Below are 16,581 nucleotides of genomic sequence, written 5' to 3'. Positions count from 1 at the left end.
AGGAGGTTAGATTGTATGGTAAATCAAGATAGACTAGTTAAGGAATTTATGGAACTTGTTCAGGTAGACTCTGAGACAGGTTTTGAGGCAGAAATTGCAGAAGTATTGAAAAAGAAATTTACAGATTTGGGCTTAGATATTGCAGAAGACAATGCAAAAGAAATAACAGGTCATGGTGCAAATAATTTAATTTGCACGTTGAAGGGCACAAAAGATGGTGTAGACACAATCTATTTTACATCTCATATGGATACAGTGGTGCCAGGAAGAGGAATTAAACCATCCATAAAAGATGGATACATTGTATCTGATGGAACAACCATTCTAGGCTCTGATGATAAAGCAGGGCTTGCTGCAATGTTTGAAGCCATTCGTACAGTAAAAGAAAATAATATTGAACATGGTGATGTTCAGTTTGTCATTACTGTTGGAGAAGAATCAGGATTAGTTGGTGCAAAAGCACTTGATCCTTCTACTATCCATGCTAAATTTGGTTATGCACTAGATAGTAACGGAGAAGTTGGTGATATTATTGTTGCTGCCCCAACACAAGCTAAAGTAAATACTATCATTAAAGGTAAAACGGCTCATGCGGGTGTTGCCCCTGAAAAGGGTGTTTCAGCTATCACACTTGCTGCAAGAGCAATTTCTAAAATGCCTTTAGGAAGAATTGATGAAGAAACGACTGCAAATATTGGACGCTTTGAGGGTGGAAAACAAACAAATATTGTAGTGGACCATGTTGAAATCTTAGCGGAGGCTCGTTCTCTTGTTCCAGAGAAAATGGAAGCGCAAGTTGCTAAAATGAAGGAAGCTTTTGAATCAACTGCTAAAGAAATGGGTGGAGAGGCAATAGTTGATATTAAAGTAATGTATCCTGGATTTAAGCAAGAAGCAGGGGATGAAGTGGTAGAAGTTGCAAGACGTGCAGCAGCTTCTATAGGAAGAGAAAGTAAACTTCTTCAGAGTGGTGGAGGAAGTGATGCGAATGTCATCGCAGGTTTCGGAATCCCTACAGTTAACTTGGCAGTGGGTTATGAAGAAATTCATACTACTAATGAACGTATTCCGGTTGATGAGCTAGTTAAAGTGACGGAGCTTGTGGCTGCTATTATTCAAGAAGTTGCCAAGAATAGTAAATAAATTAGGTTAGATGATAAGGCTACTGAATTTGAGAATTCAGTAGCCTTTTTGTGTCTTTTGAAAACCCCTGGCTATGCCGGGGGTTCCAGGGAGCTTATAGCGTGGTATTAAAAAAAGCCTCTCTTCGTGATAAGATATAGTTGGTTTCCCGACCACTACATCAAATAAACGAAGGAGGCATGTCCCAATGAAGGACAAGAATAGTTTAGCACATACAACATGGAATTGTAAGTATCACATAGTGTTTGCCCCGAAATACAGAAGACAAATTATATATGGAAAATACAAACAAAGTATAGGGAAAATAATAAGAGAATAGTGTGAGAGAAAAGGTGTAACCATTCATGAGGCAAATGCATGTCGAGACCATATTCATATGTTAGTAAGTATCCCACCAAAGTTGAGTGTATCTCAGTTTATGGGATATTTAAAAGGTAAAAGCAGTTTGATGATATTCGACCGACATGCAAATTTAAAATATAAATATGGCAATCGAAAATTCTGGTGTCGAGGATTCTATGTCGATACAGTGGGAAGAAATAAGAAACAAATAGAAGAATATATTAGAAATCAGCTCCGGGAAGATTATATGGCAGATCAATTAACGTTATTCGAGGAGTTTGATCCATTTACCGGAGAAAAAAATAAAAAGAGATAAGTGATTCTTTAGAATCAGTGCGTGGATGTGGTGCGTAAGGGGAAACCATTCAGTGGGCCTTTAAGGCCGAGGCCGGTAACAGAGGCTTTTAGCCGCAGAGCAAACCACCAGTTCACACTGGTGGTTTTGATTGGTGTTTTTCATTTTAACAATGCTCCTTATTAATATGAATACTAAAGGAAAAGATACTGTACTATATTTATTTATGAGCGTATTTCAAAAAAATATCTATTTGAAGAATTGCAAATAATGAACAGATAATAACCCATATTTTTACCCTTGGATTAGTTCTTTTTTCTCCTATTCCTAAGTAATAATCTAATATAAGTATTATTATCATGCTATAAAAAAGGGGGACAAAATGATGAGGATTAAAAAGCTGCTACTTATAGTTTCCTTCTTACTACTACTTACTATTATTTTAACAGCCTGTAGTGAACAGAAATTTTATCAATTATTAACTGGTGGAACAACAGGAACATATTATCCGTTAGGTGGAGAAATTGCTAAAATTATCACGGATGAAACTGGTACTAAGGTTGATGCGTTATCATCTAATGCTTCAGCTGCAAATGTCATTGCTTTACGTGATGGGGAAGCAGAATTAGCATTTGTCCAAACAGATGTAATGGCCGATGCAGTTGAGGGAATTAATGCATTTGCAGAAGAAGGTGCCGTTACAAATGTGTTAGCTCTTGGATCACTATATCCTGAAACAGTTCAAATTGTTACACTTGAAGACTCCGGTATTAATACTGTTGAGGATTTAAAAGGTAAACGAGTTTCCGTTGGTGCACCGGGTTCAGGAACCTATATTAATGCAGAACAAATACTAGAAGTTCATGGTATGACAATGGAAGACATTGAGGCCCAAAACCTAGATTTTGGTGAATCTACTGATGGTATACAAGATGGTAATATTGATGCAGCATTTGTTACAGCAGGAACTCCAACTGGAGCAGTAGAAGGTTTAACAGCAACGAATCAAGTTACCATTGTTCCAATTGAAAAAGATAAAGCTGATGCACTAATCGAAAAATATCCATATTACGCTCATGACACAATTACTGAAGGTACATATGGATTAGGTTCTGAAGTGAATACTGTTGCTGTCTTAGCTATGATAGCAGTTTCTGATAGTCTATCAGATGACACAGTATTCGATATAACTAAAGCACTCTATGAAAATGTTGATAAAATAACCCATGCTAAAGCAGAATTTATTAAACTTGAAAATGCTTTAAACGGTATTGGTATAGATTTTCATCCCGGAGCAGAGAAATATTTCAAAGAAGCTGGAATCCTTGAATAAGTTGTAGATATTTACCGGCTGTGAATGCGCTCATAGCATCTACAGTCGGTTAGTTTTTGTGGATGGGAAAGGAATGAAATCATTTCACTTGTTCATACACTAACTCAACAGAGTCAAAAAAAATGAGGTATTTTAAACCAATTTTTAGGATGATTCAAATGAAATTCATTCATCGGAGAAAAATATTTCTTTCCATAGTAATTTTAGGTCTATTATTAATATGTTTCATACCCGTCAGGCAAGCAATTGTATTCTATAATGGGAATTCAAACCAATTAGTAGCTTACTTGCCCATAGAGTCGGGGGATTTTTTTCAAATAATTTATACGCATTCCATTCATTTAACGGATGTTGTTGAAAAATTTAGGATTACTTCTAATGGGGATATTGATGCCGAAGAAATTACTTATGAGGAATTTGGTATAGGAATGCCATCGAACGCAGAGGAAGGGGAGACTTTTGTCCAAGAGGATGGAAAATACCGAATTACCAATTTAAATAGAACTTTTACTTCTATTAATATTCGAAATGGAAAAACAGTTTCCAAACAACGCCTCGTTTGGGGAGAAGATGAGGAACATCTTGTTTGGTTTAATGATTATTTTCCACAAGCATCTTGGTATACAGTGAAAGTAGAAAAGCTATCTCTCTGGCAATCTTTCAAAGGAGTGATAATCCATGACTGAAGTGAATGAACAATTGCAGTTGTCTAAGGAAGAACAAGAAGCTTTAATGGAGAAATATGATTCGGAGTCGAGATCGCGGAAATTAACAGGGTATATTGGTATAGCTATCATCATTATTTTGCTTGGCTTTTCTGCATTTCAAATATCCACCGCTGCCTTTGGTCAGCTAACAGCCGTCATTCAAAGGACAATCCATCTAGGCTTTGCGCTAGTATTAATATTCTTGTTATTTCCTGCATTAAAGAAAAGTCCACGTAAGTCTATTCCGTGGTATGATTATGTTCTTGCAGTTTTAGCAATTATTGTTTGCTCCTATTGGCCATTGTTTTATGAAACATTAGTTCAGAAGATTGGTGGGATTGATACTTCCCAACTAATTATTGGGAGTCTAGCCATACTACTTGTTTTTGAAGGAGCAAGAAGGGTAGTAGGCTTACCACTTGTTATCGTATCATTTGCATTTTTGCTTTATGCTTTGTTAGGTCCGTATATGCCAGGGGTATTGGCACATAAAGGCTTAAGTTTACATCAACTTGTAGAAACAATGTTTTTTACTACAGATGGCATTTTAGGTACTCCTTTAATGGTATCTTCCACTTATATTTTCCTATTTATTATGTTTGGAGCTTTTCTTATGCAAACAGGTGTGGGGGATTACTTTAATGATTTAGCAATCGCTATAGCTGGTAAAAGAACTGGTGGTCCAGCTAAGGTTGCCATTTTCACTAGTGCACTAGAAGGAACCATTTCAGGAAGTTCAGTTGCTAACGTTGTGCAGTCAGGTTCTTATACAATTCCAATGATGAAGCGGCTAGGATATAATAAGAACTTTGCAGGAGCGGTTGAAGCTGCAGCATCAACTGGAGGACAAATCATGCCACCTGTTATGGGGGCTGCAGCATTTTTAATGATTGAATTTGCAGGTGTTCCCTATATGGAGATTATTAAAGCTGCGGTAATTCCTGCAATTTTATATTTTTCTGGAATATGGATTATGACGCATTTTGAAGCGAAAAGAGTTGGGTTAAAAGGTTTACCGGCAGACCAAATCCCGCCCAAAAAAGAAGTATTCAAAAAAATATATTTACTTACACCAATTATTGCTATTATCTTCTTCATGGATATGGGATTTAGTATTTCAAGGGCGGCATTATTTGGGATTATATTTACAGTTATAGTAAGTTTGTTTAGGAAGGATACTAGAATTACCTTTCCGAAATTGTTAATAGCATTGACGGATGGAGCAAAGGCAGCATTAGGAGTTGCAGCTGCAACAGCGGCTGCTGGGATAATCGTTGGAGTCGTAACAAGAACAGGACTTGGTTTGAAGCTAGGACATGGAATTGTAGGATTTGCACAAACAATTACTTCAAATCCAGATATATTATTATTATTAACGTTAATCTTTACTATGATTACTTCCATAATCATTGGAATGGGATCACCAACAACAGCAAACTATATTATTACTTCCACAATTGCATTACCGGCTATACTAGCACTTAATGTTCACTTGGATGCACCTGTGGAAATACTTGCAGCTCATATGTTTGTTTTCTATTTTGGTATTGTTGCAGATATCACTCCACCGGTCGCTTTAGCTGCCTTTGCAGCAACGGGAATTTCAGGTGGGGAGCCAATGCGAACTGCTATTAATGCTACTAAACTTGCTATTGCAGCCTTTATTATTCCATATATGTTTGTCTTTGAACCGCAAATATTAATGATTGATGTTACATTCTGGGGTATATTGTGGATAATTATTACTGCGATTACAGGTATGGTGGCGATAGGAGCTGGTTTAGTTGGCTTTTGGTATCGAAAATTGAACTGGGTTGAGAGAATGATATCGGTAGTTGCTGGTTTATTACTTGTCTATCCAGAAGGTTATTCTGACCTAATTGGACTTGCAATTTTCATATTGATGGTAGTTTACCAATTTACGATTGGGAAGGATAAAGGTACTGGAACTCCATCACAGAATATAAGTGCTTAACATGCAGAACAAGAGAGAATGTAAAAAAGCAATCCTTAAGTTTAATTAACTGTACGGATTGCTTTTTATTTTGATAAAATGGTTAGCCATTTTATGTTATAATATTATATAGAAACAACTGTTCGGAAAGGTGTCTATTTGGATGAAGGTAAATAAGGCGCGGATTATTTTTCACTTGGATATGAATAGTTTTTATGCATCGGTAGAGATGGCTTACAATCCCGAATTTAAAGGGAAACCACTAGCAGTTGCTGGTAATCCTGAAGAACGAAGAGGGATTATTATTACTAGTAATTATGAAGCGAGAGCCAAAGGGGTAAAAACAACGATGCCCATTTGGCAAGCCAAAAAACTATGTCCTGAATTATTAGTTGTCCGTCCAAATTTTGAACGCTATCGATATGCATCTCGTGAAATATTTAAAATAATGTATGCTATTACACCTTTTGTTGAACCAGTTTCAATTGATGAAGGTTATATGGACGTTACGGATGTAGTTGAAGCATATAAAACAATTCAGTTAGCAGAAAACCTACAACAGAAAATTAAAAAGGAACTTGACTTACCATGTAGTATTGGAATTGCTCCTAATAAGTTCCTAGCAAAGATGGCATCCGATATGAAAAAGCCTATGGGAATTACGGTACTTCGTAAACGTGATATTCCCGAGAAACTTTGGCCGTTACCTGTTGGTGAAATGTATGGTGTAGGTAAGAAAACCGCAGAAAAGTTGGTTGCAATTGATATTAATACGATAGGAGACCTGGCTGAATCAGATGTATATCGATTAAAGCAAATACTAGGTATCAATGGTGAACGATTAAAGAATCGTGCAAATGGACTTGATCTTAGATCTGTGGATCCTGATGCTGTAAACGAGTTTAAAAGTATTGGTAGTTCGGAAACGTTGCCTGCAGATACGACAGATGAAGTAGAAATTAATGGACTATTTTCAGCATTAGCAGAAAATGTAGAAAGACGAATGAAGCGGAAGCAAGCAGCAGGGAGAACCGTACAAATCACGGTACGATACCATGATAGAAGAACTATTACCCGTAGTAAGAAACTACCTAACTTTGTTGAGAAAAAAGAAGATATACTTCAAGTAGCTCTGGAGCTATTTGAATTGAATTGGGATAAGGAACCAATTCGATTACTAGGAATAACTATCCAGGATATAGAAGAAAAGCAGAATATCGTACAACAGCTAGATTTATTTACATATGAGAAAGATGCTGAAAAGGAAAAACTATATTCTGCTATTGAGCATTTAACACAAAAATTAGGTAAGAATCCATTTATAGACATAAAAGAAGACGTTAATCAGCAGCCACGTACTAGTTTTCAAAAAGACTTTTTAGATGATTTTAAGAAATGATTTAATAACAAAAAAACAATAGGACAGCGATGGTCCTATTGTTTTTTTGTTTTCTTACTTCATAACCTTTTTTAAAATAGAAAAAGCTAGTTTACCGCCCGGATAGCGAAGTGGAATATCGAATTTCGTAGTTTGTTTTAAGATACTTTTGTGATGGGAGAAGGTATCAAAACTATGTTTACCATGATAGCCTCCCATGCCACTTTGACCAACACCACCAAAAGACAGGTTTGGATTTGCTAAATGATATAACGTATCATTAACACAACCACCACCAAATGAAAGACTAGTCATTACTTTATCTTGGCTTTTTTCCTTCTCACCAAAGTAATAGAGAGCTAGTGGTTTCTCACGGTACTTTAGCTCTGTAATGACCTCATCAACTGATTCGAAAGTAAGTACTGGTAATATTGGGCCAAAGATTTCATCCTGCATAACGGCATCATCCCAAGTGATAGAATCGAGTATTGTCGGCTCAATCTTTAATTGATCCTGATCTACTTCACCACCATGAACAATATTTCCATCTGATAAATATCTTAACAATCGATTAAAGTGGTTTTCATTAATAATGCGAACAAAATTTTCATTTTGTCGTGCGTTCTTACTGTACATACTTTTAATCTGTTTTTTCATTTCTTTGAGCAGTTTATCTTTTACTTTTTCATGTATATATAAATAATCCGGAGCAACACAAGTTTGGCCAGCATTGGTAAACTTTCCCCATACTAAACGCTTTGCTGCCAAAGGAATATTGGCATCCTTATCAATGATCGCAGGACTCTTTCCACCAAGTTCTAATGTAACAGGAGTAAGAAATTTACTTGCCTCCCGCATAATAACTTTTCCTACTGCAGTACTTCCCGTGAAAAAGATATAATCGAACCTCTGATTTAAGAGTTCCTCACTAACTTGTTTGGCACCTTCTATAACGACAACATATTTGGGGTCAAATGTTTCCCCAATCATTTTTGCAATTAGAGAGGAAGTGGAAGGACTGAATTCAGATGGTTTAATCACTACTGTATTACCTGCAGCGAGGGCTCCAATGACAGGGGCTATCGCCAATTGTAATGGATAATTCCATGGCGAAATGACTAGTGTAACCCCATATGGTTCTTTACGAATAAAGTTTTTCGTACCTTTATGTGTAAGAGGAACATCAACAGGGTCATCCTGCATCCAGTCTTTTAGATTTTTTTCAGTATGTTTGATTTCGTTATATAGAAAACCAAGTTCGGTTGTAAAGGTTTCAAATGTAGATTTATTTAAATCTTGTTTTAATGCCTTATAAATGCTTTTTTCATACTTTTCTAGCATAGTCCTTAATGAACGAAGCATATCGATGCGGAATCGATAGTCGAATGTAGCTTCTGTTAAGTAAAACTTACGTTGAGTTAATACTATTTCCTTTATATTCACCTACCAACCACTCCTTTTAATTTGCAGGGATATTAACTTGATAGAAGTCACTTGCAATTTCGGTATTCGGAAAAATTGCTTTTGCTTCTTGTAATAGCTCTTCTATTTCTTGTTGCTGATATCTTGATGAAATATGATTTAATACTAACTTCTTCACGTTTCCAGACTTTGCAAGGCATGCTGCTTGCTCGGTGGTGGAGTGGAAATATTCTCTAGCTAAGTCTACTTTATCCTTGTCAAAAGTAGCTTCATGAACCAGTAAATCAGCATTTTGAACAAAGTCTATGTTTTTCTCTGTAGACCTAGTGTCTCCAAGAATAACTACATGCCTTCCAACTTTATCTGGACCGATGTATTCGTTTCGATGGATTTTTTGACCATCTGCTAAAATTGTAGTATCATTTTCCTTTATTTGATGATAAATAGGTCCTGGATTAATCCCTTGAGCTTTTAATTTATCAACCTGTAATTCTCCAGGCCTGTTCTTTTCTTCAATCCGGAATCCATAACTAGGTAAACCGTGGTCTAACTTCTTGCAGTAAACAATGAAATGCTCATCTTCTAATATCTTACTTTCCTCAATTATAACAAAGGATAGGGGATAGGTTATATGTGTTCCACTTAACTTCAAACTTGTATTAACATATTCCTCAATACCCTTTGGACCATAAATAACTAATTCATCCTCGCCACCTTGAAAAGAACGTGAACTTAATAATCCAGGTAATCCAAAGATATGATCACCATGCAGATGTGTAATGAAAATTTTATTGATTTTTCGTGGCTTTATTGAAGTATGTAGTATCTGATGCTGTGTTGCTTCACCACAATCAAATAACCAAATACTATTTATTTCTTGAAGTAACATTAATGCTAGGCTTGAAACATTTCTTTCTTTTGAAGGTACACCAGAGCCTGTACCAAGGAAATATAACTCCATGCCCAAACCTCCTATCTCCACCCACGTTTATACTGTTTTGGAGCCTCTAGTGGATATGTTAATTCATCTGCGGCGGAAACCACCCAGTATGGGTTTTTTAATAAAGATCTACCAAGAAATATAAGATCTGCTCGCTCATTTTGAAGGATTTCTTCTGCTTGAATACCAGTAGTAATTAAGCCGACAGCACCAGTTGGGATTTCTTTTTCCTGTTTAATCGTTTCACATCTTTTTACTTGATAACCAGGATAAACTTTTATTTTTGCTGGAATGACACCGCCTGAGCTACAATCTATTAAATCAATTCCCATATCTTTAAGTTTATCTACAAAATATAGAATATCATCTATTGTATTTCCATCTTTATGATATTCGTCGGTAGATATGCGGACAAAGATTGGTCCATCGAACGTATTTTTTACTACTTCAACTATTTCAGCAAGGAAGCGAAAACGATTTTCTTTACTTCCTCCATATTCATCGGAGCGCTGGTTGGATAAAGGAGATAAAAACTGGTTAATTAAGTATCCATGTGCAGCATGAATTTCTATTACATCAAATCCAGCTTTCTTTGCCCGACTGGCACCATCTGCAAAAGCCTTCACAATTCTCTTGATACCTGGAATATCTAATTCAGTAGGAACTTGATATTTTTCATTAAAGGCGAGGGGGGACGGAGAAAAAGTAAATTTCTCATCTTCTGCCTTCCTTCCAGCATGAGCGAGTTGTATTCCCACTTTTGTATTGTTGGTATGGATTTGTTCTACTAGATCTGTTAATCCACTAACATGATTATCATCCCATATACCTAAATCTTCAGCTGAAATTCTCCCTGCAGGTTCTACGGCGGTAGCTTCCAGAATAATTAAACCAACCCCACCAACAGCTCGAGAAATATAATGTGTCATATGAAAAGGTGTAATGATTCCATCTTGATTGTCACATGAATACATACACATTGGAGACATTACAATTCGATTTTTTAGTGTTACATCTTTAAATCTAATTGGTGAAAATAATTTCGCCATATATATTACCTCCGATTATCATTGTTTGTTAAACTGAAATACTTTTCGAAAGGTAAGAGCCTTATAGGGAACATCAGTAAAAATTCCATCACAATTTAAGTGATAACAATGTGCCATACGCTTAAATTTATTTACAGTATATACACGAACAGGCATATTCTGCTTTTGTGCTTGTTCCATAAGTTGTTGATTTACCAATCGATACTTTACATGAAGTGCATTTGCTCCTAAATTCTTGGCATATTCCACTAGATTTGGGTTTCTTTTGGAAGTAAGAAAAGCTATTTCAATGTTATTCTGATATTTTACTAGTCTCTTTACACTATTCGGATTGAATGTTGATAATGTTGTCCGTTCGAGTAAGCGATGATGCTTCAGCATGTCATATACAATTGTTTCTAAATTATTGTACTCAATTTTATTATTTTTTAATTCTATATTGATACATAAATCTTTCGGTTTTATCCATTTTAAAAATTCTTCTAGGGTAATAATTCTAGCATCGCAAAATTCTGGGGAAAACCATGAACCAGCGTCTAATCTCTTAAGTTCTTCATATGTAAAGTCCTTTACATATCCACTACTATTCGTTGTTCGTTTTACTGTTTCATCATGGATTAAGACTGGAACATCATCCTTTGTTAATTGAACGTCTGTTTCAATGCCTTCTGCTCCAAGCTTATACGCCAGTACAAAGGCATACATCGTATTTTCGGGTGCTAGTTTACTTGCTCCCCGGTGAGCTATAATTTTTGTTATCAAATTGTTCACCTCTAGTTTGATTTTGTTGGAAAAGAGTGGGAAAGTCAACAAATACACAGGTGGAGATTTACTTTAGAAGTTTTGATAAGTGACTTCTTTTTATTTTAGCGTTAAAATGATAATAAGTGAATGAATGGTTATTCATTCTATGGGTATTCAATGCCGATTGTATAAAATACATACTTTAATAAAAAAAATAAAAATGAATTAATAAATTATACAAATTTCATAGAATCGAGGGGAAGTAAGTTGGTAGTAATTAAGAAATCTATACATCAGATGACTGTTCCAACGCCTTTTGCTGTCGGGGATACACATGTATATCTTTTGAAGGGAGATTCTCTTACTTTAGTTGATGCAGGTGTTCGGACAGAAGCAGCTTGGAAAGCAATTGTTGAGCAATTGAAACAAATTGGATATAAGCCAGGTGATTTGGAACAAATTATTTTAACGCATCATCACCCCGACCATACAGGTTTAATAGATAGGTTTGATAATGTGAAGAATATTGTTGGTCATAAAAATGTGAATCCGTGGATTATAAGGGATGAAGAATATTTTAATCATTTTGAGGCATTTTATTATGACTATTTTGATTTAAATGGTGTACCACGTCGTTTCCGTTCGTTATTAGATAAATTAAGAGCCCAGTTGGAATGGGCAGGTAAGGGGAGCCTGACAATAGAAATTGATGAAGATGATGTATTACCTGGGCACCCTGAGTTTAAGGTTATTGAAACAAAGGGACATGCGCAAAGTCATTTGTCATTCCTAGGGGAAGATGGTACGTTTATCGGTGGAGATCATTTATTGCAGCATATAAGTCCAAATCCTATTATGGAACCTCCAATTATGGGGGAGACAGAGAGACCAAAACCATTATTACAATACCGAGCCAATTTAGAGAAATGTTTATTATTAGATATCAAAAAAGTTTTACCGGGCCATGGGGCGATATTTTCTAATGTTAAAGAAGTAATTCCACAGCGAATTGCTAAACAAGAGAGCCGTGCCAATAAAGTACTTAGTTTATTAAAAGAATATGCCCAAACTCCTTTTCAATTGTGTGAGCAGATATTTCCTAGACATTATGAAACACAAATCGATTTAACGATGTCAGAAACGATTGGTCAGTTAGATTATTTAGAGGATATTGGATTGGTAACAAAAACAATCGAGGACGGAGTTTTATACTACCATGCAAACTAATTATCAAGGGAAAAAAGTTGTTGTAACCGGTGCTTCGAGTGGAATTGGAGAAATGCTAGTTAGACAAATTGCAGCAAATGGAGGAATTCCAATTATGCTTGCCCGTTCCCTAGACAAACTCAGGCAATTACAGCAACAATTACAAGAGGAGTTTCAAATTAGAGCGTTTTACTACAAAGTAGATCTAACTGATGAATATGAAATAGACGAAGTAGTTACAAAAATTATCCGTGAACATGATGTGATTCATGCTCTTGTTAATAATGCAGGTACTGGTATTTTCCAATATGTGGAGAATACGAAATGGGAAGATGTTGAGTTAATGTTTCGTTTAAATGTGCTAGCGGTCATTCGAATGACGAAACTTTTCTTACCACATTTTAAAGCAAATAATTCAGGACATATAGTAAACATTGCCTCGCAAGCTGGAAAAATATCCACACCAAAATCAGCTGTATATGCTTCAACAAAGCATGCTATTCTTGGATTTACCAATGCATTACGTCAAGAACTCGTTGAAAATAATATCCATGTTACTGCGGTTAATTTAGGACCAGTTAAAACGAACTTTTTTACCCATGCAGATCCAGAAGGTAGCTATCAAAAAAATGTTGCAAAATATATGTTAAATCCAGAAAAGGTCGCAATTAAAATAGGGAAGTGTTTATTTACAAACAAGCGAGAAATAAACCTGCCCATTTGGATGGATCTTGGTAGTAGATTTTATCAACTTTTCCCTGGTATGATGGAAAGAGTATTAAAGAAACAATTTAATAAAAAATAACAGCATCCTGAGGGGGAACAAACATGGAGTTAACTATAACAGAAAGTGCTATTGATAAAATAAAAGAATTAAATCATAACAATTACAAATATCTTCTATTGCGCTATGACACGGTTGAATGTGGTTGTGGAGTTAATGGTGTTCCAACAATTAGTTTAGTGGAGCAAGCGGAAGAAAGTCATATAGAAGTGGAGAATTTAGCTATTCCCACAATTGTAGATAAAATGCAATCTGTTTTCTTTGCTGAAAATATGAAGCTAGATTTTGTAGGTGCAACATTTCGCTTATCAAGTCCAGAGGGGATATTAAACCCGTTTATTCCGACTACAAATATTTTGGATTAGAGCCGAAAATAGAAGCTTGGATTTCAAGCTTCTATTTTTAATTCATTCTTTTAACGATGCTGATCATATTTAATAGCTTTTGTTAAAGATTTTAAATGACTATAAAATTCATCGGAGAGATTTGTTTTCATATCAAATAAAGTATTTTCTTTTACTTGTTCGATTGAACTTGCACCAAAAACTGCACTTGCTACTGCTGGGTGTTTTAATACATATTTTAGAGATATTTCATTTAGATTATCAGTAGATGCTGACAGCTTTTTATGTATATTTTTAAGCTCCTTATAAGTGTAGTCTAAATAGCCATCTTTTCCTTTATTATCTATTTGTTGTTCGGCTCGATTACTTAACATTCCTTTAGCAAGAGGTCCTCTTGCAAGTACACTGATATTATTTTTGTAAAGTAAATCTAATGTGTTTTCCTCTGGTCTACGGTCAAACATGCTATACTGGGTCATCACACCATCTATGGAAGATTTCATTGCGAATTCTCTAATAACATTTGGTCTGATAGAGGAGATACCGAACGCTCGAATAATCCCTTCTTTTTTTAATTCCTCAAATGCTTCAATTGTTTCTTCAATTGGGTCCTCTAAAGTTCCACCATGTAACATATAAAAGTCAATATAGTCTGTTTGCAATCGACGTAAGCTTTCTATTACTTCAGATTTAATATAGGCTTTTGACGGGTCCCAAAACCAGTTCTTTTTTTCCTTATTAAAATGATTTCCCACTTTTGTAGTAAGAATAACTTTGTCACGTTTACCTTTAATTACTTCTCCGATAATTTCCTCATTTAATCCAAAGTCATAAAGGTCAGCTGTATCTAAATGATTAATGCCTATATCTAATGCGAAATCAATGATTTTTTTCCCTTTTTCTTTATCTGTTCCGAGAGACATACATCCAAGTGTTAAAGCGGATATTTCTATATCTGACTTACCGATTCTATTTTTCTTCATAAAAACAACCTCCTATCCTAATCATATTTGAATAAAATACTTATGCCAAATTAAAAGGCGGGAAAAATTAACTTACAGAAGTGCTTGTGCTAAAATGTACTGTAATATCAGGTAGAATCTTATAGTTAAAGGGTGACAAAAATGGAAAAGTTTCAAGAGAGAACGATACATACAAAACCTATATATGAAGGAAAAGTAGTTAGGCTACAAGTGGATAATGTGTTGCTCCCAAATGGCCAAGAAGCTAAAAGAGAAATAATTAAACATCCTGGGGCTGTTGCTATAATTCCCATTACAAAGGATAAAAAGATTGTTTTCGTCGAACAATATCGTAAGCCACTGGAAAAGTCTATAATTGAGATCCCCGCTGGTAAACTTGAACCGGGTGAAGAGCCTGAAAAAACAGCATTGCGTGAGCTTGAGGAAGAGACTGGATACACGACTAAAAGTTTAACGAAGGTTACTTCTTTTTATACATCTCCGGGATTTGCTGATGAGTTGATGCATATTTACCTGACGAATGAATTAGAAAAATTAGATATGCCACCAGCGTTAGATGAAGATGAATTCGTTGAAATTCTTGAATTAACATTGGAAGAAGCGAAACAATACGTAAAAGAACAACGTATCCACGATGCAAAAACTAATTATGCAATTTTATACTTAGAGATGCAGGAGCTGTTATAGCATGTTGAACACCTACTTTGCAGACATGCATATTCATATTGGAAAAGATATCTTTGACAAACCTGTAAAAATTACAGCATCTAAAAATTTAACAATAACTAATATATTAAAAGAAGCTAGCCGTAATAAAGGGATTAAATTAATAGGTGTGATTGATTGTCAGTCTCCAAATGTTCAGCTTGAACTGAAGCAATTATTGGATAAGGGATTAGCTTATGAACTTCAGGAAGGTGGAATACGATTTGAAGAGGTAACATTAATTCTTGGTTCAGAAATTGAAGTATATGATGAAAATTGCCATGGTCCTATTCATGTGCTTTGTTATCTTCCAGGTCTTAAGGAAATGGAAATGTTTTCTGAATGGCTAATAACCAAGATGAAAAACATTACACTAAGCTCCCAACGGTATTACGGTTCTGCTAAGGATCTTCAATATAAAGTAAAAGAGCTTTCTGGAATTTTTATTCCAGCACATGTATTCACACCATATAAGAGTCTATACGGTAGAGGTGTTTTTTCCTCTTTAAAAGAGGTATTTGACTCAGACTTAATTGATGGTATTGAATTGGGATTAAGTTCCGATACTTCTATGGCTGATCAAATAACGGAGCTACATTCGTATACATTCGTTACAAATTCCGATGCACATTCACTTGCTAAAATTGGAAGAGAGTACCAAGAAGTGCTTATGGAAGAACCTTCTTTTAAAGAATTTAACTATGCATTACATAGAGTCGATGGGAGAAAAATCATTCGTAATTTCGGGATGAACCCAAAGCTTGGAAAGTACCATAATACGGTTTGTGATAAATGTCTAAATGCAATGAACCCAAATATGTTGGTATGTGATAATTGCGGTTCTAAAAAGATTGTAAAAGGTGTAGCAGATAGAATTAAAGAACTTGCTAACTTTGAAGGTGACTATAATGAACGTCCTCCATATTTATACCAGGTTCCATTAGAATATTTACCGAAATTAGGTCCTAAAACGTTTAAAAAATTACTAGATCATTTTGATACAGAAATGAATATCATCCATCATGTCTCGTATGAAAAATTAGCTGAAGTTGTACCAGAGCATATTGCAAAATCTATTATTTTAATGAGAGAAGGTAAATTGTCTATTCATGCAGGTGGTGGCGGAAAATATGGTAGTGTTTCTGATACGTAATAGAACTTTTCTAGTCTTTAAGAAAATATAAAAACAGTTTGCATGGATAGAAGAACTAATATATTCACGCTAGCACAAGTGAATGAGAGTTTTTCTAAT

Annotated in this window: 15 protein-coding genes and 1 pseudogene; 11 read left to right on the top strand and 5 right to left on the bottom strand. The window is 35.3% G+C overall.

What is annotated here, in order from left to right:
* Nucleotides 1-15: 15 nt before the first annotated feature.
* The 6 genes and pseudogenes from K332_RS0105865 (at nucleotide 16) to K332_RS0105840 (ending at nucleotide 7,173) form a co-directional block, all read left to right on the top strand.
* A complete protein-coding gene (locus K332_RS0105865) occupies nucleotides 16-1,143 on the top strand; it encodes a M20/M25/M40 family metallo-hydrolase (RefSeq protein ID WP_026906629.1) in 1,128 nt (375 codons plus the stop codon).
* Nucleotides 1,144-1,330: 187 nt separating this feature from the next.
* A pseudogene (gene tnpA / locus K332_RS21970) lies at nucleotides 1,331-1,801 on the top strand (IS200/IS605 family transposase).
* Between the two features lie 364 nt (nucleotides 1,802-2,165).
* Complete coding sequence (locus tag K332_RS0105855; protein ID WP_026906628.1) at nucleotides 2,166-3,113, top strand: TAXI family TRAP transporter solute-binding subunit; 948 nt, start codon at nucleotides 2,166-2,168, stop codon at nucleotides 3,111-3,113.
* 158 nt (nucleotides 3,114-3,271) lie between these two features.
* Nucleotides 3,272-3,799, top strand: coding sequence for a DUF1850 domain-containing protein (locus K332_RS0105850; RefSeq protein WP_026906627.1), 528 nt, complete (start codon nucleotides 3,272-3,274; stop codon nucleotides 3,797-3,799).
* Nucleotides 3,792-5,795: a TRAP transporter permease gene (locus K332_RS0105845; protein WP_026906626.1), complete on the top strand. Its 2,004-nt coding sequence runs from the start codon at nucleotides 3,792-3,794 to the stop codon at nucleotides 5,793-5,795. Before K332_RS0105850 ends, K332_RS0105845 begins: the two co-directional genes overlap by 8 nt.
* A 142-nt stretch (nucleotides 5,796-5,937) precedes the next feature.
* On the top strand, nucleotides 5,938-7,173 hold the full coding sequence (locus K332_RS0105840; protein WP_026906625.1) for a DNA polymerase IV: 1,236 nt from the start codon (nucleotides 5,938-5,940) through the stop codon (nucleotides 7,171-7,173).
* A 54-nt stretch (nucleotides 7,174-7,227) separates the two neighbouring features.
* On the opposite strand, the gene K332_RS0105835 is transcribed toward K332_RS0105840, so the two are convergent.
* From K332_RS0105835 to K332_RS0105820, 4 genes are read right to left on the bottom strand one after another with little or no spacing between them, the layout of a single operon-like run.
* Nucleotides 7,228-8,589, bottom strand: coding sequence for an aldehyde dehydrogenase (locus tag K332_RS0105835; RefSeq protein WP_026906624.1), 1,362 nt, complete (start codon nucleotides 8,587-8,589; stop codon nucleotides 7,228-7,230).
* A 22-nt stretch (nucleotides 8,590-8,611) separates the two neighbouring features.
* Nucleotides 8,612-9,535, bottom strand: a complete 924-nt coding sequence (rnz, locus tag K332_RS0105830; protein WP_026906623.1) for a ribonuclease Z — start codon at nucleotides 9,533-9,535, stop codon at nucleotides 8,612-8,614.
* Nucleotides 9,536-9,546: 11 nt separating this feature from the next.
* Nucleotides 9,547-10,563, bottom strand: coding sequence for an NADPH dehydrogenase NamA (namA, locus tag K332_RS0105825; RefSeq protein WP_026906622.1), 1,017 nt, complete (start codon nucleotides 10,561-10,563; stop codon nucleotides 9,547-9,549).
* 18 nt (nucleotides 10,564-10,581) lie between these two features.
* On the bottom strand, nucleotides 10,582-11,325 hold the full coding sequence (locus K332_RS0105820) for a glycerophosphodiester phosphodiesterase (protein WP_036688189.1): 744 nt from the start codon (nucleotides 11,323-11,325) through the stop codon (nucleotides 10,582-10,584).
* A gap of 249 nt (nucleotides 11,326-11,574) precedes the next feature.
* On the opposite strand from K332_RS0105820, the gene K332_RS0105815 reads away from it, so the two are divergent.
* The 3 genes from K332_RS0105815 to K332_RS0105805 are packed head-to-tail and all read left to right on the top strand — an operon-like array spanning nucleotide 11,575 to nucleotide 13,662.
* Complete coding sequence (locus K332_RS0105815) at nucleotides 11,575-12,534, top strand: MBL fold metallo-hydrolase (RefSeq protein WP_026906620.1); 960 nt, start codon at nucleotides 11,575-11,577, stop codon at nucleotides 12,532-12,534.
* A complete protein-coding gene (locus tag K332_RS0105810) occupies nucleotides 12,524-13,318 on the top strand; it encodes an SDR family NAD(P)-dependent oxidoreductase (protein WP_026906619.1) in 795 nt (264 codons plus the stop codon). Before K332_RS0105815 ends, K332_RS0105810 begins: the two co-directional genes overlap by 11 nt.
* Nucleotides 13,319-13,341: 23 nt before the next feature.
* Nucleotides 13,342-13,662, top strand: coding sequence for an iron-sulfur cluster biosynthesis family protein (locus K332_RS0105805; protein ID WP_026906618.1), 321 nt, complete (start codon nucleotides 13,342-13,344; stop codon nucleotides 13,660-13,662).
* 50 nt (nucleotides 13,663-13,712) lie between these two features.
* Here the strand turns inward: K332_RS0105805 and K332_RS0105800 are convergent, their stop codons facing one another.
* Entirely contained in the window at nucleotides 13,713-14,624 is a 912-nt protein-coding gene (locus K332_RS0105800) for an aldo/keto reductase (protein WP_026906617.1), read from the bottom strand.
* 141 nt (nucleotides 14,625-14,765) lie between these two features.
* Here K332_RS0105800 and K332_RS0105795 point away from each other — a divergent pair, with 141 nt between their 5' ends.
* Both K332_RS0105795 and K332_RS0105790 read left to right on the top strand, forming a co-directional pair.
* Nucleotides 14,766-15,311: an NUDIX hydrolase gene (locus K332_RS0105795; RefSeq protein WP_026906616.1), complete on the top strand. Its 546-nt coding sequence runs from the start codon at nucleotides 14,766-14,768 to the stop codon at nucleotides 15,309-15,311.
* Between the two features lies 1 nt (nucleotide 15,312).
* Nucleotides 15,313-16,482, top strand: a complete 1,170-nt coding sequence (locus K332_RS0105790) for an endonuclease Q family protein (protein WP_026906615.1) — start codon at nucleotides 15,313-15,315, stop codon at nucleotides 16,480-16,482.
* The last annotated feature ends 99 nt before the right edge of the window (nucleotides 16,483-16,581 follow it).

Origin of the sequence: Paucisalibacillus globulus DSM 18846, assembly GCF_000482485.1 — a bacterium.
Lineage (GTDB): Bacteria > Bacillota > Bacilli > Bacillales > Amphibacillaceae > Ornithinibacillus > Ornithinibacillus globulus.
The sequence above is the reverse complement of the archived record's forward strand: the minus strand, read 5'-3'. Positions and strand labels throughout refer to the sequence as shown.